The 18,577-nt window shown below is 38.7% G+C and carries 20 protein-coding genes; 8 read left to right on the forward strand and 12 right to left on the reverse strand.

What is annotated here, in order from left to right:
* Nucleotides 1–89: 89 nt before the first annotated feature.
* The 4 genes from AC1RFD_RS08245 to AC1RFD_RS08260 all read right to left on the reverse strand — a co-directional run bounded on the left by AC1RFD_RS08245 (nucleotide 90) and on the right by AC1RFD_RS08260 (nucleotide 4,121).
* Nucleotides 90–1,013 carry a LysR family transcriptional regulator gene (locus AC1RFD_RS08245; protein ID WP_333879795.1) on the reverse strand — a complete coding sequence of 308 codons (924 nt, stop codon included), beginning with the start codon at nucleotides 1,011–1,013 and terminating at the stop codon, nucleotides 90–92.
* Nucleotides 1,014–1,419: 406 nt separating this feature from the next.
* A complete protein-coding gene (locus AC1RFD_RS08250) occupies nucleotides 1,420–2,058 on the reverse strand; it encodes an HD domain-containing protein (protein ID WP_492474808.1) in 639 nt (212 codons plus the stop codon).
* A gap of 280 nt (nucleotides 2,059–2,338) precedes the next feature.
* A complete protein-coding gene (locus AC1RFD_RS08255) occupies nucleotides 2,339–2,965 on the reverse strand; it encodes a trimeric intracellular cation channel family protein (RefSeq protein WP_233732807.1) in 627 nt (208 codons plus the stop codon).
* Between the two features lie 229 nt (nucleotides 2,966–3,194).
* A complete protein-coding gene (locus AC1RFD_RS08260) occupies nucleotides 3,195–4,121 on the reverse strand; it encodes a substrate-binding domain-containing protein (protein WP_112118442.1) in 927 nt (308 codons plus the stop codon).
* Between the two features lie 163 nt (nucleotides 4,122–4,284).
* On the opposite strand from AC1RFD_RS08260, the gene modA reads away from it, so the two are divergent.
* Nucleotides 4,285–5,064 (forward strand): molybdate ABC transporter substrate-binding protein, encoded by a 780-nt coding sequence (gene modA / locus AC1RFD_RS08265; RefSeq protein WP_349724922.1) that lies wholly within the window; start codon nucleotides 4,285–4,287, stop codon nucleotides 5,062–5,064.
* A gap of 3 nt (nucleotides 5,065–5,067) precedes the next feature.
* Complete coding sequence (gene modB, locus AC1RFD_RS08270; RefSeq protein WP_103118319.1) at nucleotides 5,068–5,724, forward strand: molybdate ABC transporter permease subunit; 657 nt, start codon at nucleotides 5,068–5,070, stop codon at nucleotides 5,722–5,724.
* Nucleotides 5,725–5,761: 37 nt separating this feature from the next.
* On the opposite strand, the gene moaD is transcribed toward modB, so the two are convergent.
* From moaD to AC1RFD_RS08295, 5 genes are read right to left on the reverse strand one after another with little or no spacing between them, the layout of a single operon-like run.
* The gene (gene moaD, locus AC1RFD_RS08275; RefSeq protein ID WP_004230585.1) at nucleotides 5,762–5,995 is read right to left on the reverse strand and encodes a molybdopterin converting factor subunit 1; all 234 of its coding nucleotides are present in this window, start codon (nucleotides 5,993–5,995) and stop codon (nucleotides 5,762–5,764) included.
* The gene (locus AC1RFD_RS08280; RefSeq protein WP_048392456.1) at nucleotides 5,992–6,468 is read right to left on the reverse strand and encodes a molybdenum cofactor biosynthesis protein MoaE; all 477 of its coding nucleotides are present in this window, start codon (nucleotides 6,466–6,468) and stop codon (nucleotides 5,992–5,994) included. The genes moaD and AC1RFD_RS08280 overlap by 4 nt, the downstream gene beginning before the upstream one ends.
* Entirely contained in the window at nucleotides 6,465–6,983 is a 519-nt protein-coding gene (gene mobB / locus AC1RFD_RS08285) for a molybdopterin-guanine dinucleotide biosynthesis protein B (protein ID WP_112118438.1), read from the reverse strand. The genes AC1RFD_RS08280 and mobB overlap by 4 nt, the downstream gene beginning before the upstream one ends.
* Entirely contained in the window at nucleotides 6,953–8,242 is a 1,290-nt protein-coding gene (locus AC1RFD_RS08290) for a molybdopterin molybdotransferase MoeA (protein WP_492474809.1), read from the reverse strand. The genes mobB and AC1RFD_RS08290 overlap by 31 nt, the downstream gene beginning before the upstream one ends.
* A gap of 13 nt (nucleotides 8,243–8,255) precedes the next feature.
* Complete coding sequence (locus AC1RFD_RS08295) at nucleotides 8,256–9,272, reverse strand: thiazole biosynthesis adenylyltransferase ThiF (RefSeq protein ID WP_288584813.1); 1,017 nt, start codon at nucleotides 9,270–9,272, stop codon at nucleotides 8,256–8,258.
* Nucleotides 9,273–9,379: 107 nt separating this feature from the next.
* On the opposite strand from AC1RFD_RS08295, the gene AC1RFD_RS08300 reads away from it, so the two are divergent.
* Genes AC1RFD_RS08300 through moaC form a run of 3 tightly spaced genes read left to right on the forward strand, consistent with a single transcriptional unit; the run spans nucleotide 9,380 to nucleotide 10,936 of the window.
* Nucleotides 9,380–9,874: a MogA/MoaB family molybdenum cofactor biosynthesis protein gene (locus tag AC1RFD_RS08300; protein WP_115673315.1), complete on the forward strand. Its 495-nt coding sequence runs from the start codon at nucleotides 9,380–9,382 to the stop codon at nucleotides 9,872–9,874.
* Nucleotides 9,871–10,461 carry a molybdenum cofactor guanylyltransferase gene (gene mobA, locus AC1RFD_RS08305; RefSeq protein WP_492474810.1) on the forward strand — a complete coding sequence of 197 codons (591 nt, stop codon included), beginning with the start codon at nucleotides 9,871–9,873 and terminating at the stop codon, nucleotides 10,459–10,461. Before AC1RFD_RS08300 ends, mobA begins: the two co-directional genes overlap by 4 nt.
* The gene (gene moaC / locus AC1RFD_RS08310; protein WP_048392450.1) at nucleotides 10,454–10,936 is read left to right on the forward strand and encodes a cyclic pyranopterin monophosphate synthase MoaC; all 483 of its coding nucleotides are present in this window, start codon (nucleotides 10,454–10,456) and stop codon (nucleotides 10,934–10,936) included. Before mobA ends, moaC begins: the two co-directional genes overlap by 8 nt.
* Nucleotides 10,937–10,986: 50 nt before the next feature.
* Here the strand turns inward: moaC and moaA are convergent, their stop codons facing one another.
* The 3 genes from moaA to AC1RFD_RS08325 are packed head-to-tail and all read right to left on the reverse strand — an operon-like array spanning nucleotide 10,987 to nucleotide 13,179.
* The gene (moaA, locus tag AC1RFD_RS08315; RefSeq protein WP_054550427.1) at nucleotides 10,987–12,003 is read right to left on the reverse strand and encodes a GTP 3',8-cyclase MoaA; all 1,017 of its coding nucleotides are present in this window, start codon (nucleotides 12,001–12,003) and stop codon (nucleotides 10,987–10,989) included.
* Nucleotides 12,004–12,819 carry a formate dehydrogenase accessory sulfurtransferase FdhD gene (gene fdhD / locus AC1RFD_RS08320; protein ID WP_004230594.1) on the reverse strand — a complete coding sequence of 272 codons (816 nt, stop codon included), beginning with the start codon at nucleotides 12,817–12,819 and terminating at the stop codon, nucleotides 12,004–12,006. It abuts the gene before it with no gap.
* A 12-nt stretch (nucleotides 12,820–12,831) separates the two neighbouring features.
* Nucleotides 12,832–13,179 carry a Na-translocating system protein MpsC family protein gene (locus AC1RFD_RS08325; RefSeq protein WP_004230595.1) on the reverse strand — a complete coding sequence of 116 codons (348 nt, stop codon included), beginning with the start codon at nucleotides 13,177–13,179 and terminating at the stop codon, nucleotides 12,832–12,834.
* Nucleotides 13,180–13,753: 574 nt separating this feature from the next.
* On the opposite strand from AC1RFD_RS08325, the gene fdhF reads away from it, so the two are divergent.
* The 3 genes from fdhF to AC1RFD_RS08340 are packed head-to-tail and all read left to right on the forward strand — an operon-like array spanning nucleotide 13,754 to nucleotide 18,233.
* A complete protein-coding gene (fdhF, locus tag AC1RFD_RS08330; RefSeq protein WP_492474811.1) occupies nucleotides 13,754–16,690 on the forward strand; it encodes a formate dehydrogenase subunit alpha in 2,937 nt (978 codons plus the stop codon).
* Nucleotides 16,691–16,694: 4 nt separating this feature from the next.
* Nucleotides 16,695–17,174, forward strand: a complete 480-nt coding sequence (locus AC1RFD_RS08335; RefSeq protein WP_048392447.1) for a helical membrane plugin domain-containing protein — start codon at nucleotides 16,695–16,697, stop codon at nucleotides 17,172–17,174.
* Nucleotides 17,175–17,186: 12 nt separating this feature from the next.
* Nucleotides 17,187–18,233, forward strand: coding sequence for an Mrp/NBP35 family ATP-binding protein (locus tag AC1RFD_RS08340; protein ID WP_492474812.1), 1,047 nt, complete (start codon nucleotides 17,187–17,189; stop codon nucleotides 18,231–18,233).
* Nucleotides 18,234–18,577 lie beyond the last annotated feature (344 nt).

An 18,577-nucleotide genomic window follows, 5' to 3' on the forward strand; every position in this document is an offset into this window, starting at 1 on the left:
TGACTATTGCATTCATGATTGTTCTTAATTGTAAAAAGGATTCCATTATTCGTCTATCATATCCTTTCTATGATAATGATAGAAAAAAACTATAATATAAAACTTCGCAAGGAATTAATGTCATCCTTGTTTGTGTGAAAATAAAGCTTTTCGATTTCACGTACTAATAACTTAATATATTCACGTGCTGCATAATTAATAAAACAGTTCTTTTTCATTACTAGATAAACAGTGCTGGTTAAAGTTGGGTTTTCAATTTTTTGAAAAAACAAATCCTCTGTATCATAAAATTCATATAATGTTCGGGATACAATACTACAACCAACTCCACTTCTAACTAAATTCAAGATAGACTTAATACTTGACGTTTCAACAATAGGCTCTATTTGCTTTCCAAGCTCATAGCTAGTTTTATCTATTATTTTTCTACATTGATGCATACTAGGAAATAAAATAAGAGGACTATCTAAAACAGAAGAAAATGAAATTTTTTGTCCATCATTACTTTGATTACATATTAGATAAAATTCTTCATCATATAATTTAGTCACTTGCAATAAATCATTAGTATTAATTTGGAAATCAATACCGAAATCAGCTCGATTTTCTAAAACAGCCTTTTCCACTTGATCAGTAGTTTGAATGAACACTTTAATGTTAGGATATAACTGGTTAAATAGAATACACAAAGTAGATATTAAATCAGTTATTTCTCCTGGAAGCACAGCAATTCTCAATTCCCCGATTTCTACTTCCGTAAATTCTGTAATTTGTGAAAACAAACTTTGTAAGGAACCTTGAATATTTAATGCTTCTTTTTGTACAATTTCCCCTACTTGTGTAAGTTCAATTTTCTTTCCAATACGGTTAAATAGTGAATATCCAATCTCTTTTTCAAGAATCTTAATTTGATGACTTAATGTGGGTTGAGAGATTCCTAATTTTTCAGCTGCTTTTGTAAAATGTAGTTCTTTACTAACCATTAAAAAATATTCTAAATGGCGTAATTCCATCTTATTTCAATCCTTTCTAATTAAACTTTATCTATTTTTACATGTTTTATGGTCAGATAATAATCTGGTATAAAGTAATTTTATTACTAAAAGAATTATTCTACAATATGGCCCGATTATTGAACATGGAGAACAATGTTCTCTTACTCAAAATTGTAAACCGAATAAAGTTTAACACGAAAAAAAAGCTAACTACTTATTCAAGTAGTTGGCTTTTTTGTTTTATTCTATCATTTTTTATTATAGATACTTGAGAGCATGTTCTACTCTTGTTGTTTTACTATTTATTATTCCCTTATATCAAAAAAAACGAAATAAAATGAATAAATTCTCTAAATATCTCCCTTGGATTAAAGCTGATGGTATAAACCCCACCTAGAACAAACAATTGTGATTTATGTTTTGATTAACTTTTCCAAGGTGAATGTAAAATACATTCACAGAAATTCTTTGGTTTAAAGTTCGGTTTACAGAATTCAACGACATCAGATTTAATATTACCAAAGGTAGTTTCTGGTTTATGCTTAAAACCTTCATAAAAAGCTGGAATAATGTCTTGTTTGAAATTATTACGTGGGAATGCTTGTACAATTTCTTCTCTCAATCCAGCTGGAAATTGTTTAAAACCATCCCCCATAACGTCTAACCCTACACCTGAGTACAATAATGATACTTCGGATTCTTTATGTTCTGCTATACCAATTGTCGTATGCAGTGCTATTGCATCCCAGACAAGACGAATTGACTCTTCTGGAACTTGATATTGTTGCAAAAAGCTTCTTGCAGCATTTGCACCATCTACTTCAAATCGTAAATCTGGACTGCTATACTCTTTTGTTAATCCTAAATCGTGGAATAATGCACTGATATACAGTAACTCTAGATCATAATTCTTTTTTGCCTCTTTTCCCATAATGGCACCAAATAGAAATACACGGTTCGAATGATTCCAAAGTAAATCATTTCCGTAGTCTCTCAAAATATCTCGTGCATCCCTTGCTAAAATAGAATCTGGGATTTTAATACCTGCTACTTCATTAAGCATAATCTAAAACACCTTTCCAATCTAATAGTCCTCATTTTCATAAGGCCATCTTCATTTTAAAAAAGTTTACATCATTTATCTATTAAATCATTTCTATGATAATCATAGTTTGTTTCTATATTAGATATTATTTTTAAAGTAACGTAATTACATCGCAAACTACTTGTTTTTAGTTATAAATTTTGTATCGTTAATTGATTTTACTTTTCAAAATGAGCAGACCCAAAAAAAGTTAGATTGGAGTCAAATTTTTACGGAGCAGTTCATTTCGACAATCAACCTATTTTTCCTCTGCATTCTTATAGGAATGTTTAAAAGGAGGCTTCCATTTTAATTTATTATTCACCGATAACATGCGAATCACTACTATAAAAATAACAATGACTGACAATTCAAGCGGGCTGTCCCACCCTAACCATATACAAAGGGCACATACAAATGTGAGAACAGCATGGATTTCTTCTCTTAATGCAAGCGGTGTTCTACCAGCTAACAAATCTCGAACCATCCCTCCACCAACACCAGTAAACATCGACGCTATAATAATGATACCTAGGTCGTGATGTAAGCTTTTTGCTAACAATCCGCCTTGTATTGCGAAAGAAGCTAGGCCAATTGAATCAAAGAAATAGCCCCAGCGGTTCCAATGATGAATCCAGTTCCTTTTGACAAATAAAATGGTCGTCAGCGTGACTAAAACGACTAATAAGGATTGCCGTTCCCATATATCTGACACAGGGATATCCAATACAACATTGCGGATAATGGAACCACCATAAGACGTTGTCAGACCAAGCACAAATATGCCAATAAAAGAATAGTTGGCCTGTAACGCAACAAATGCTCCACTAATGGCGTAGGCAATAATGCCAATGATATGTAATACTGACCATGTCACATCATCCATCTCCTTTTTACTATACAAAAAAGCCCACCATAAAATAGTTGCGCATTGAGTACGCAAGCTATTTTATGGTGGGCTAATATCCTAGCAGTAGTACCTACTAATTTATCCATCTCACCATGTATCCTAAAAGAATATAGCTGCTGTGCCATACTAATTGACACAACGACCATAAAATTTCCTAGTTAGAATTGTAATTGATTTTTTTATTAAACTCAATATGAATTTTTGATTATAGCGTTTCATACATGACTTGACCCATTAAAGAGATGTCATAATCTCCTAATGCAGCTACTTCAGATTGGAAATCAGGTGTATTTAAAATCTCCTTCACCATATCGATGAGCAGTTGATTTTCTGGTGTTTTTAATAACACAATATCGTAACGTTCAGTGACCATTGGTATAAAATCGACCTGAATAAGCTTGGCAATTTTTTCAATGCCAATCCCAACATCTGCACGTCCATTGGCGACTGCAGAGGCGACATCGAGGTGGCTCATTTCTTCATGGGTATAGCCTGCAATCGTGGATGGAGCGATACCGTGAATACGCAATTGCTCATCTAACAGAGTACGAGCACCTGAGCCTTTCTCACGGTTGATGAATGTGAATGTCTTTGTTTGGAAATCTTCAAATGTGCGTATTTCCAACGGATTCCCCTTTTGAACATAGAAACCTGCTTTACGTGATACAACATTGATGAGAACAAAGGCATGGCTGACAAAGATTTTTTTTACATAAGGAGTATTATAATCTCCTGTATCCCCATCAAACATATGTAAACTCGCAATATCACAATCTCCGTGATACAACGCCATTACACCATTAAAACTACCTTCATGTGAGCGTAATACTTTCGTAGATCGTCGTTTCTCGATATATTTTGCTAAAATATCTAATACTAAATCTTGCCCACTCACTATAATTTTCGCATGATTTTTAGTAGGAGTGGCTATGGAAGCCTGTGCCACAGCTGGCATACTACCTGTTTTTCGTTTTTGTATATAGGTCTGCAAGTCAGCACGATCTACCCGCATTTGCCGTCCTACGCGGAAAACTGGCAAATCACCCTTTTTCACTAAATCATAAATTGTTAATTTTGAAACCTTTAATAATTGTGCAACCTCTTCAATCGTATAGGATTGTTCTTGTGACATGTAAAAGTTCTCCTCCTATAAGCCTCTATTTTACATGGTAACGTATTTATAGCCTTATGAACATCTTGACATTTTCTACCCTTACTAACTTTCTTTTTTATTTATATCTGATTATAATTAGTTATGTCTTGTTATAACGAGTTATAAAAGGAGTATACTCATCGTGAAAAAATATTATCGTTTATTTGCGACAATGTTAGTACTAGTCGGACTATTAGCAGCCTGTGGTAACCAAGAGGCGGCAACAAACGAACCAGTTGAACTAACAATTTCTGCGGCAGCTAGTCTACAGGATGCCTTAGAAGAACTGAAAACAACTTATGAACAACAACACGATACAATCAAAATCCTCTATAACTTTGGAGGTTCAGGTGCTTTACAGCAACAAATTTTACAAGGGGCTCCTGCAGACCTTTTCTTTTCAGCAGCAAAGGATAAATTTGATGCGCTTGTAGAGAAAGAAATGATCGATCAAAAGCTAAGAACGGATCTTTTAGCCAATGATTTAGTATTAATCGTGCCTAAAAGCAATGAAAAGCAAATTCAATCCTTTGAAGATTTACAACAAGCAGGAAAAATTGCACTCGGTACGCCCGAAACGGTTCCTGCCGGGCAGTATGGTGTGGACACATTAAAAAATATGCAACTGTGGGATTCACTCGAATCAAAAGTAGTGTATACAAAAGATGTACGTCAAGTACTTACTTATACAGAAACAGAAAATGTGGATGCGGGAATGGTCTATAAAACAGATGCCCTTGTCTCTGATAAGGTCAATGTCGTGGCAACTGCCGATGATGCTATGCACGCACCGATTATTTATCCTGTAGGTGTTCTAAAAGCTAGTAAACATGCACAAGAGGCGGAGGATTTTTATCACTTCTTACAAAGTGATGAAGCTATGGATGTCTTTGAAAAGTATGGATTTAAAGGGGCTCAATAAAAGATGAGTACCGATTTTTGGTCTCCACTTAGGCTTTCGATCGAAATTGCTTTTGTTGCAGGGATCATCGCTATTATAGCAGGTATTTTAATGGGTAAATGGATGGCAACCCATGATTTCAAAGGTAAACTAGTGCTAGAAACGGTATTGCTATTACCATTAGTATTACCTCCTACAGTAGTCGGTTTCCTGCTTATCGTCATTTTCGGGAAAAATAGTATGTTAGGAGATATCATTATCTGGCTATTCGATCAACCTATCATGTTCACATGGTGGGCGGCCGTCATCGCTTCTACAATCGTTGCCTTTCCATTAATGTATCAATCAGCTAAAACTGGCTTTGCCTCTGTCGATCGAGATATTGAAAATGCAGCACGTGTGGATGGAGCGAATGAATGGCAGGTCTTTCTTTACGTGTCCATTCCCCTGGCATTAAAGGCACTTGTTTCTGGTGGGATTCTAAGCTTCACACGAGCTTTGGGTGAGTTTGGAGCGACACTTATGTTTGCGGGAAATATTCCAGGGAAAACACAAACAACACCACTAGCAATATATATGGCCATCGATTCTGGAAACATGCCCCTTGCCTGGACATGGGTTCTGTGTATGATCGCCATTTCCTTCCTTTTACTTCTTAGTATCCATATCCTGAAAGTATAAAAGAGGTAGTTGGCTCAAGCCAACTACCTCTTTTTGCTCATCCCCCACTGATCGGTGGAATAAAGGCGATTGTGTCGCCAGATTTGACAATCGTCGTATCCGTTGCAAATTCCTCATTAACCGCTGTCATGATCTGTTGTAATGATAGCTGAGGGTAGCGCTTTTCCATCCACTCTTTTAACTGCGCAACTGTCACATCTGACAGCTCTACTGATAGCTTTGATTCACCTAGTGCTTCCTGTAGGTGAGCAAATAATAAAATGTTAATCACAGGTTTTCCTCCTCCTGAATGGCTGGTTTCCCTTGCGGATAGGGAACATTTTCTAATTGATCACCAATCCACTCTGTCCCGTCCTCCCAATGTTCTTTTTTCCATATGGGCACGATTTGTTTTATGCGATCAATTGCATATTCATTCGCCATGTAAGCTATTTTACGATGCGGTGATGACACAGCAATCACTACGGCAATATCGGAAATAGCTAAATGACCGACACGATGGGTGATGGCCACTTTTGCTTCTGGCCACTCTTCTTGTATTTCCTTTGCAATCTGTTCAAACATTTTAATCGCCATTGCTGGATAGGCTTGATATTCCAAATGCATCGTTTTTTTACCATTTGTCATTTCACGCACTGTACCGATGAATAATGTGATGGCTCCAGCATTTCGACTAAGGACTTTTTGTCTTACTTCCTCCACATCTATTGGTTGATCGATAACTTCAAATAACGCTGTCGTCATAGTTTTCCCCTCATTTCTGTCAACAAAAATTCCATATATTGTGATTCTTCATAAATCGAAAAAGCAGGGATTGCAAGGGATAGATCAAGCGGACAGCTTGGCCAATAAATCACACAGAGGATATTGGTTACTTGCTGTAGTAGTACTTGATCCTGTGCAGTGCGCAGCAGCACAACCTTCGGATAATGTTCATTTTTATACCCTTCAATTAGCATGATATCCAGTGGAAGGGACTCATAAATCGCTAGTATATCAGCCAATTGCCAGCTATTTTGGTGGATACTCATACGTAAAGTACCCGCCCCCTCCACTGCTGTAACAACCGCACCTGCTTGCTCATGCCGACTACTATCCTTGGAAGTTTCGATCGTCGGTACTCCACCATGTCCATGGTGCTTAATGGTTCCTACCCTTAGCCCTTCCATTGTAGCCTGCCTGATCAATTGCTCCATCAATGTTGTTTTCCCACTATTTTGATAGCCAACTATCTGTAAGATTTTTCGATATTGTCCCAAGGCCACTCACTTCCTTGTAGATCTTCTAGCAAAAGGACATCCACTTGCATACCCTTTTCATAGCCTCTAGAGCCACCTGGTAAAACAATGAATGCATTGGCTGTCGCTAAAGATGAAACTGCACTCGATTTATCGAACCCAGATGGGACAGTTACGAGCTTCCCTTTTTCATATTCGATACGAGCTCGTACAAAGCGTGTAAAGGGATTGGGCTTTGTAAAATCAGCCCCTAAAATAGCTTGCTCTCTGCGTAAATGTGGTTGAGTATGCCCATATGCAGAACGTATAATCGGACGTACAAATAGCTCAAAGCCAACATAGCAGGCTGAAGGATTACCAGAAAGACCAAATAATAATTTGTCGTTGCGAGCAGCAACCGTTGTCACACTACCTGGACGCATCGCTATTTTATTAAACAATACCTTTGCATCAATCGCCTCATAAATAGCTGGTAAATAATCATAATCACCTACGGAAACGCCACCCGTTGTAATTAAAATATCAACCTCCTGTAGGGCCTTTTCAACACGATCAATACATAATGTAAGATCATCACTCAACTTGCCGAAATATTTCACTTCTGCCCCAGCACGCTCAATTTGCGCCATCATCATATAGGCATTACTATTGCGAATCTTACCTGGCTGTAAAGCTTCACCTGGCTCTAGTAATTCGCTACCAGTGGCAAGCACACCAATAACTGTTTTACGATAAACAGGTACTTGCTCATAGCCAAAAGTAGCAAGTAAGGCCATCACACCCGGGTTAATATATTGGCCTTGTTCAATGAGAACTGCGCCTTGCTGCACATCTTCCCCTTTATAGGAAATATTAGTACCTGCTTCAAAAGGTCGTTTAATCGACATATACTTTTGATGATTTTCTTCGAATGTTTGGGTTAATTCTAGCATGACCACTGCATCACAACCTTGCGGTATCGGCGCCCCTGTCATAATGCGGACTGCTTGATGATCGCCAACTACGTCTTCATAGACATAGCCTGCGCCAATTTCTCCAACGACTTGAAAGCGGACTGGATGCTGTGAAGATGCCTCTTGGCTATCGACGGAGCGAATGGCATAGCCATCATACGGTGAACGATCAAAAGCAGGTACATCATGATCGGCTCTAATAGCTTGTGCTATAAAGCGTCCATGTGCTTGCGTTAATGACACATGCTCCTTTTTTGCTTGAAAGGCATAGTCCATTACACGATGAACGGCTTCTGCCACAGGAATTGGTTGTCTTTTTTCTACCATTTGGTACACTCCCTTAACCTAATAAACGATAATAAATGCTTTTGGCTTTCTGTATATCTTGTATACCATGTATCACAACTCGCCCATCTTGGAAAATAACGATTCGGTAATCGTCCGCTTGGCAAGATAGCAAATAAGGATTAACCTGGACTTCTCCGTGGGAACGGAGCTGATTTGCCAGCTGATCAAGCGAATAGTAAATGGGCTTTGGTGGTCGAATTTGTACCGCGTCTCGGCCACAAAGGATCTGTAATTTCGTTTGATTTTCATAGGATAGGTAAGGATAGGTCGGCTTGTCGCCACAAGATGGACAATCACCTTGCCTTATTTTCTCCACATTGATTTCATAGTGTTGATTGTGCCAAACATCAAACGTTAAGTAGCTTTTTCGTAAGGCTTTGTCATCTCCAACAAGCAGCTTGAAAACCTCTGCCACCTGATAAGCAGCAACAATTTGAACTGCTGGACTAATAATGCCAACGGTATCACAAGTCATCCCTGTATGGGGCATCACCTTTAATAAACAATGCAAACAAGGCGTTTTACCTGGTACAACCGTGTAAGTCGCACCATAACTACCAACACAAGAGCCATATACCCAAGGAATACGATATTTTTGCGCAAGGTCATTCATGACAAAACGAACATCAAAATTATCGGTCGCATCGACCATCACATCAACATCTTCTAGTAATGGTAGCAAGGTCTCTGTGCAAGCATCCATAATGCCGACATGAATTTCTACCTCTGTGTTTATTTGTTGGAGACGCTTTTTAGCTGCGATAACTTTGGGCATTTTTTCTTGTGCATCTAGCTCTGTATATAATTGCTGTCTTTGTAAATTACTCCACTCTACATAATCACGATCAATGAGTGTCAGCCTGCCAATACCTGCTCGCACAAGCGCTTCTGCACTAGCACTCCCCAATGCCCCCGCACCTATAATAAGGACGTGTTTTTGCTGAAGGGATTGTTGCCCAGTTTGTCCGATAGGGTGAAATAATTGTTGTCTAGAATATCTATTTTGCATACGTATGTGGCCTTTCTTTCTATGAATTTTCGTTTGACCTTTTTATTTATAGCATTATAATAAAAGCAATGTTTTTTAGCAAAAACGCATTTGAAGGAGGTCTTACTGTGCATCCCACACATCAGCAGCAACCAATTCAAGTTGCCATTTTAACGGTCAGTGATACACGCACAAAGGCAGATGATCATGCTGGTCAGCGTATTCAGTCCTTACTACAGGAAGCTGCATTTGAAGTTATAGACTACCAACTAACAAAGGATGAACCGCTCGATATCGCTCATTATGTTAAAAATTGGTGCAGCGATCCAACAATTAATACCATTATCGTTACGGGTGGAACAGGATTTACACCAAGAGACCAAACCTATGACACCATTCTGCCTCTGTTTGAAAAAGAAATGATGGGGTTTGGTGAATTATTTCGAATGCTCAGCTATGAAGAAATTGGCCCAAAGGCGATGTTTAGTCGTGCCACCGCTGGAAGTCTTCAGCAAACAGCCATTTATGTTTTACCCGGCTCTACAAATGCGGTGACTTTAGCTATGACGAAGCTCATAGTACCTACAGTCCAACATTTTGTCGGTGAGTTGAAGCGCGTATGAAAATTGCAGGTATAGTGTTAGCTGGCGGTCAATCCTCTCGCTATGGACAGCCAAAAATGTTTGAGATGTTTGCTGGACAGCCATTATATAAACATAGTCTCATAGCCCTGCAAAAAAATCAGCTGGATCCTCTTATTATCGCTACAAATGCGCACTTACAACATCAGTTTGGACAGGAAAATGTCCAGTGGGTTATTGAAAAGCAGCCACATCAAGGCCCTCTTTTTGCTTTGCATCATATCATGACAGCCTATCCTGATGTGGATTGGTTTTTTGTCGTAGCAAGCGATATGCCTTATATGAATGCAGAATTTATCCAAAAAATGGTAGGTTTGATTGATGACACTTATGATGCCATTGTTCCGACGCAAGCACTACGCGATCAGCCATTAGCTGCATTATATCGACGTACTGCTTTACCAAAGGCGACACAATTAACGGCACAAAATAAACGGAGTATGAAAGTGCTTTTAGAGCAACTTCGTGTTTGTTATGTCCCTTTTGATGACAATAGCTCAATATTTATCAATATCAACGCACAACAAGACTGGTCACAAACAAGTAAAAAGGAGTTTAATAATGAATAATTTTACACACTGGAACGAAGAAGGTCGTCCTAAAATGGTCGATATCTCCGCAAAAGAAATCACAACACGTACAGCCATTGCGCGCAGTACGATTCTTTTATCCGATGCGGTCTATGAAGCCATCCAACAAGGTGGCATTAAAAAAGGTGATCCGACGCAAGTTGCGCAAATTGCAGGGATAATGGGAGCTAAAAAAACAGCTGATATCATTCCCATGTGCCATCCCATCATGCTACAGGGTACGGATTTCCAGTTTGACTATGAAAAAGCAGAGAATGGCTATGAGCTCCATATTCAAGCCACTGTTAAATGCAGTGGAAAAACGGGTGTTGAAATGGAAGCTCTCACTGCTGTGTCTGTCGCAGCACTAACTTTTTATGATATGTGCAAAGCCGTTGATAAGACGATGGTCATCAAAGAAACTTACCTTGTTGAAAAAACAGGTGGGAAAAGTGGCACTTTTGTGCATAAATAAACAGAAAAAATTCGGCATTATTGTGCCGATTTTTTTCTGTTTTTTACACGCTACCCCCCAATATGAGACATTTCAATTTTTGACGTTTTCCTTTTTGCCATCGTTTGTTCATTGCGTTCATCTGAATAACGATCATTTCTTGTTTCCCAAACGTTCGTTATGCACTTGATGATGGCAGCATCATCTTGCCCTGAACGTAACAATTCCCTTAAATCCGTGCCTTCTGTTGCAAATAAACAAGTGTATAATGAACCTTCTGCAGAGAGACGAGCACGTGAGCAATTGGAGCAAAATGAATCCGTTACAGATGAAATTACACCAATCTCACCTTGAGCATCTTGATACTGATAACGCGTTGCCACCTCTCCTTTATAATTGGGCGCTACTGGTTGTAACGGCGTAAACCGATGGATTTGCTCAATAATCTCTTTTTTGGACACCACATCATCCAAACGCCAGCCGTTCGAATTCCCTACATCCATATATTCAATAAAGCGTAGAATATGCTGTTTTTCTTTAAAAAACTGCGCCATGGTAACAATATCTTGTTCGTTTTTCCCTTTTTGAACAACCATATTAATTTTTACTTGTAAGCCCGCTTCTGCAGCCTTTTCAATTCCCTCTAACACTGGCAATACCTTGCCTCTATGACCATTCATCTCGAAAAAACGCTCATCATCAAGCGAGTCTAAACTAACAGAAACTCGGGCTAAGCCTGCCTGTGCCAATGAGTGTGCGTATTTTTTTAATAACGAACCATTGGTTGTTAAAGCAATATCTTCTACACCTTTTATGCGGTGAATACGGGCAATTAATTCGGGCAAATCACGACGTAGTAAGGGTTCCCCACCTGTAATCCGTATTTTTTTCACGCCCAATGAAACAAAGATTTTTACTAATCGTTCAATTTCATCAAAACTTAATATTTTATCAGACGGTAAAAATGCGTAATCTGGACCAAATACTTCTGCTGGCATACAATAGCGACAGCGAAAATTACAACGATCTGTCACGGATATTCTTAAATCTCTTAACGGTCTGTGTAATTGGTCTTGTAGATTCGTCATCTAATCTCCTTCTTTCAATTCATTAGCTGGTAAAAGGATGCGTTGTGGATGTGTATAAATATTCAATGTCTGTTGCCGAATAAAGCCAACCGTCGTAATACCAAGCTGCTCTGCTAATTGCAATGCTAATTCTGTGGGTGCTGATTTAGACAGCACGATGGCACAGCCTATTTTGGAAACCTTTAGTAAAATCTCCGATGATATTCGTCCGCTAAAGACGATAATTTTATCTTCCATACGGATGTTGTTGCGTAGGCAATAGCCGTAAATTTTATCCAATGCATTATGACGTCCAATATCCATGCGACTTAGGACGATGCCATTTACATCACATAGTGCAGCATTATGCACGCCACCCGTTTTCTTAAAAATATCGGCACTATCCTGCATCGCATGCATTAAACGGAAGCAATCTTCGGTCGTTATTTGCACATGGACTTGATCCATTTTTTTCGCTACTAATGCATCGTTCGTAAACACAAAGCCTTGTCGACTCATCCCACAGCAAGACGTAATATAGCGCTTGTTTTGCGTCTGTTGGTAATAAGGATTAATATGCTTTGTTTTAATATGCACAAAACCCTCTTTCTCTTGGTGCCAAATTTCCTCAATATCCTCAAAACTACGAATCACTCGTTCAGAAGCTAAGTAGCCAATAACCATATCTTCTACATACTCTGGTGTACAGACCATCGTGACAAATTCTTGCTGATTAATTTTTACGGTAACAGCGTATTCTGAAACAATTAAATCAACCATTTCTGTCACTCGTTGTCCTTCAACACGCACAATTTTTCTTGTCATTGCTCGATCCATAAGGCATCCCCTTTATTCACTGATATGCTTTTCAAAAACAAAGACGGAAATCGCAAAATCCTCTTCAATTTTAATATCTGAAAATAAGTGAAGTAATTTGCTGCCCATCAATTCTTCCATACCCTCTGGTGGCGATTGTCTATATAAATCTTGAATCATACTCGTCCTTGCAGCATGCACCATTTTCAGCCCTTCTGGTGTACTGGCAATAAATTTTTCTGTCGGAGTGATATTTCCGTATAAGGTAGATACAGCCATATTCTCGACAAAAACGGTATGAATACGTTCAGGACCTTTACCAAATACTTCCTTTCTTAACTTTCGAATCATGTCATTAAATTCGTGGATTTTTTTAGACATAGCAACGATTCTCCCATCATAATTAAACTTTTTTAGGCAAATGGTTATGTAGGTCACCCTTACAGTTTGTTAATGATATAGCAACTTTTAAAAAAATAAAAGAGAAAATACTTTTTGATAATAATTCTCATTTAATAAATTTTATGATAAATATTGTTCATTTTGAAGGAAAGGGCTATAATATTCATATCACAAATGGAATTAATTTATTTTGAACCCTATGTTACGATGTTGCATAGTGTTTTTAATAGTTGAATTCTATTGTAATTAAAAAATAAAAGTAGATTGAGTTTTTAGCAAGACCTGCTAAGAATTTTATCCACCATGAATTATTAGCATGTCTCGGACATGTAATTTCATGGTGGATTTTTTTATTTTTTCAAAACCGAGACATGGATAACATGTTATGATCTAGCAATTTACCTATTTTGAGGTAGCTTCAAGAACCATTGGGAATTACAATGATAACAAGACAATCTTTTCAACAATCACCAACTCGATTTGTTATTCCCTTTTGTCTTAAGCTGTACCATGTTATTCGATTCGTCTCAAAGTGCAAAAGGAGGAAGTTACCTTGACTCAAATTAATATTAATGGCGTACCGTATGAAGTAAAAGAAGGAGCTACAATCCTTGATACCATTAATCAACATGACATTCCGCATCCACAGATTTGTCATGTGCCCGCTGTTGACCCCATTGAAACATGTGATACATGTATCGTGGAAGTGAATGGCCAATTAGTTCGTTCCTGCTCTACAAAGGCAGTAGACGGCATGAATGTATTCCTAACTTCTGACAAAGCAAAAGCGGCACAAACAGAAGCGATGGACCGTCTACTCGAAAATCATTTACTGTATTGTACAGTTTGTGATAACAACAATGGCAATTGTGCTTTACACAACACTGCCGAAATGATGGAAATCGAGCATCAAAAATATCCCTACCAGCCAAAAGTGGAACCTCATGAAGTAGATATGTCACATCCGTTTTATCGATATGATCCTAACCAATGTATCGCTTGTGGTCAGTGCGTAGAGGTTTGTCAAAATCTACAGGTAAATGAAACATTGTCCCTTGATTGGGAAGCAGAAAGACCACGTGTCATTTGGGATACGGGCGTTGCTATCAATGATTCTTCCTGTGTAAGTTGTGGTCAATGCGTAACCGTATGTCCATGTAATGCCTTAATGGAAAAATCCATGCTTGGAGAGGCTGGATTTATGACTGGCCTCAAACAGGATATGTTAGATCCGATGATCAGTTTGATTAAGGAAGTTGAACCAGGCTATAGCGGTATTTTTGCCGTTTCTGAAGTGGAAGCAGCCATGCGTAGTAAGCGCACCAAAAAAACAAAAACAGTATGTACTTTCTGTGGTGTAGGCTGCTCGTTCGAAGTTTGGACAAAGGGTCGTAAAATTTTAAAAGTACAGCCTTCCGATGGTCCAGTAAATGCGATTTCTACATGTGTCAAAGGGAAATTCGGCTGGGATTTTATCAATTCTGAGGAACGTATTACAAAACCACTCATTCGTAAAAATAATGAGTTTGTGGAATCATCGTGGGATGAAGCACTTGATTTAATTGCAACAAAACTAGGTGGCATTCAACAACAATATGGTCCAGGATCTGTTGGCTTTATCTCCTCTTCTAAAATTACAAATGAAGAGAATTACTTAATTCAAAAAATGGCCCGTCAATTATTTGGCACAAACGATGTCGATAATTGTTCTCGTTATTGCCAATCTCCTGCAACTGATGGTTTATTACGTACAGTTGGCATGGGAGGAGATGCTGGTACGATAAAAGATATTGCTAAGGCTGGACTTGTCATTATTGTTGGGGCTAATCCAGCTGAGGGACATCCTGTTTTAGCAACACGTGTGAAACGTGCACATAAATTACATGGTCAGAAATTAATTGTTGCTGATATTCGTAAGCATGAAATGGCAGAGCGTTCCGACATCTTTATGCGTCCAAAGCAAGGTACTGACCAAGTTTGGTTAATGGCTGTTACCAAATATATCATTGATCAAGGTTGGCATGATGAAGCGTTTATTCAAGAAAACGTCCTTCATTATGATGATTTTAAACAAGTACTTGCAACCTATACACTTGATTATGCACAAGAAATGACTGGTATTAGTAAGGAAACATTGATCGAAGTAGCTGAAATGATTCGTGATGCAGATGGTACATGTGTTCTTTGGGGCATGGGTGTAACACAAAATACTGGTGGCTCCTATACATCCGCAGCGATTTCAAATTTACTTTTAGCAACTGGGAACTATCGTCGTCCAGGTGCTGGTGCCTACCCACTTCGCGGCCATAACAATGTGCAAGGTGCCTGCGATATGGGGACACTTCCAAATCTATTACCAGGCTATCAAAGAGTCACAGATGACGAGGCACGTGCAAAATTCGAAAAAGCCTATGGTGTCCCTATTCAACCACATCCTGGTCGAAATAATATGCAAATGTTAGATGCGATCATGGAAGGGAAAATGAAAGCGATGTATTTAGTGGGCGAAGATATGGCACTTGTTGACTGTAATGCCAACCATGTAGATGAGGTGCTTTCACAGCTTGACTTTTTCGTTGTCCAAGATTGTTTCCTATCACGCACAGCACAATATGCAGATGTGATTTTACCTGCTGCACCTTCGCTTGAAAAAGAAGGTACATTTACGAATACGGAACGTCGTGTTCAACGCCTGTATCAAGTATTACCAACACTTGGTGAGTCGAAAGCAGATTGGGAAATATTGCAAGCGGTTGCTCGTCGTTTAGGGGCAGATTGGCATTATGATCACCCAAGCGACATTTTTGATGAAATGGCGAGCCTGTCTCCCCTCTTCTCACAAGCCAACTATGATGTTCTTGAAGGCTGGGGAAGCTTCTGTTGGGGTAGCCATGATGGTAAAGATACACCATTATTATATGAAGATGGCTTTAACTTCCCTGATAAGAAAGCTCGTTTTGCTTTAAATGATTGGGTGCAGCCTGTTGAGTTTGAAGCACAATACGATTGTCATATTAATAATGGCCGTATGCTTGAACACTTCCATGAAGGAAATCTAACAAATAAATCGAAAGGTATTCAATCGAAAGTACCTGAAATTTTCGTTGAAGTATCACCAGAATTGGCGAAAGAACGAGGCATTGCAGATGGAGCCCTACTTCGTTTAGTGTCTCCATATGGTGCCTTGAAGCTAAATGCTCTTGTTACAGATCGCGTACAAGGAAACGAATTATTCTTACCAATGAACTCTGTTAGCAAAGATTCAGCCATCAACTTCCTAACTGGCCCTGCAGCAGATGTGAATACGTCAACACCAGCTTATAAACAAACAAAAGTACGAGTAGAAGTGCTAAAAGCAAAAGGTAAATCACCACTTCCTCGCACAAACCCACGCTATAAAAAGCGTCATCCTCAAAATGGTGTTGAGGTACAACGAAAATGGAATCGTCCTGGCTACGTTCACTTAACAACCATAAACGAAAGAGAGTGAGAGCATGGCTGTACCCATTACAGGCATTAAAAAACAACAATTAACAGAAGAACAACTAAAAGAACAAAAATTAGATAATCTAAAAGAACTGCTTTCTGAAAATGAAGAAGCCGTCAATCAGGTGTTTAGTATTATGGCTGAATTAAATGATATCGGTGCACTAGAAGCAGCAATGAAGCTACTTGAAGCCAAAGAGGAAGTGGCACATATTGCACTTGGACAATTAACACGTAAGCCTGTAACCAATATCATTAACAATTTAATGGGTGTTGCGGGAGCATTGACGGAGCTCAATCCTGAAACAACGACTAAGCTGATTGAAGGCTTAAATACAGGCGTAGATGAAGCAAGCAAAGCACTTGAATCTAATGAAAAGGTCAGTGCCTTTAAGCTCATGAAAATGATAAACGATCCAGATGTCAATCGTGCGCTCAATTTTGGGGTTCATTTCTTAAAGGGACTCGGCAAAGGCTTAAAAGAATAAGGTGGTTCCTAAATGTTAACAAAAGAAAATGTTGTAAACGCATTGAAACAGGTAAATGATCCTGAGCTACATCAGAGTATTGTAGATTTGAATATGGTGCGAAACATTCAAATACATGACAACCATATAGCGCTAGATATTATTTTGACCATACCAGGATGTCCGTTAAAGGCGAAAATACAGCAAGATGTGGAGGAGGCCTTACAAGCGCTTGGTGCCTCCACTGTTACCATTAGCTTTGGCTCTATGACAGATCAGGAGCGCCGCACTTTAACCGCCTCTCTACAGGCAAAGAATGTGACTGATCAAGGAATGCCAAACATGCTACTGCCTAATTCTGGTGTTCAATTCATTGCCATTACAAGTGGTAAAGGCGGTGTTGGAAAGTCTACGGTGACCATTAATTTAGCGGTTGCACTTGCTCGTCTTGGCAAACGTGTAGGTATTTTAGATGCTGATATTTATGGTTTCAGTATCCCTGCCATGATGAAGATTGATCAAAAGCCTACCATGCTTGATCAAACGGCGATTCCAGTAGAACGTAACCGCGTAAAAATAATGTCGATGGGCTTTTTTACAAATGACAACCAGCCTGTTATGTGGCGTGGTCCTATGCTCAATAAGTGGATTCGCAATTTCCTTGTCAACACGCTATGGGGAGATTTAGATTACCTCCTCATCGATTTACCACCTGGTACAGGAGATGTTGCAATTGATATGGCTGCGATGATTCCACAAGCCCAAGAAATCATCGTGACAACACCGCATCTTGCCGCTTCTCATGTTGCATCTCGTGCAGGCTTGATGGCGCAACATACGAAACACAGGATTCTTGGTGTTGTTGAAAACATGGCCTATTTTGAAGGTGCTGACGGTCAAAAAAACTATCTATTTGGACAAGGCGGAGCCGAACAATTAGCAGATTTATTACAGACAGATGTAATCGCTCAAATTCCTTTTGCTCAACCTGAGGAAAATACAGGTTCCTCGGTCTATGATGAAGTGTCGATAATCGGTGAAGTGTTTACTCATTTAGCAGAAGATCTACTCTATAAATAACCCTTGATTTGTTTTTTTACCATGCACTAATCTAAAAACTGATACAAATGAAAACACCTTACGTTGAAATAAGGGGATAAGAAGCATCCCGAACAATCAACGTGAAGGTGTTTTTTATGTGAACAAGAATAAGTTATTATATAGAAGAAAAAAATAAGATAAGTAAAAGCCCCGCCAAACAAGTATGAGAATAAATTAGAGTTTAAAAATTATTGCGTCTACATTTTTTTATCTTAGGTACACTTCTTCAGTCACATCATCTGTCAGAAAAAGTTACCTTGCATATAGATTAAGACTCTATAATTTGTATTATCAACAAGAAGTAAAAAAGGAATGACGTCCCG

The organism is Lysinibacillus sp. GW823-FHT02G10 (genome assembly GCF_058797135.1).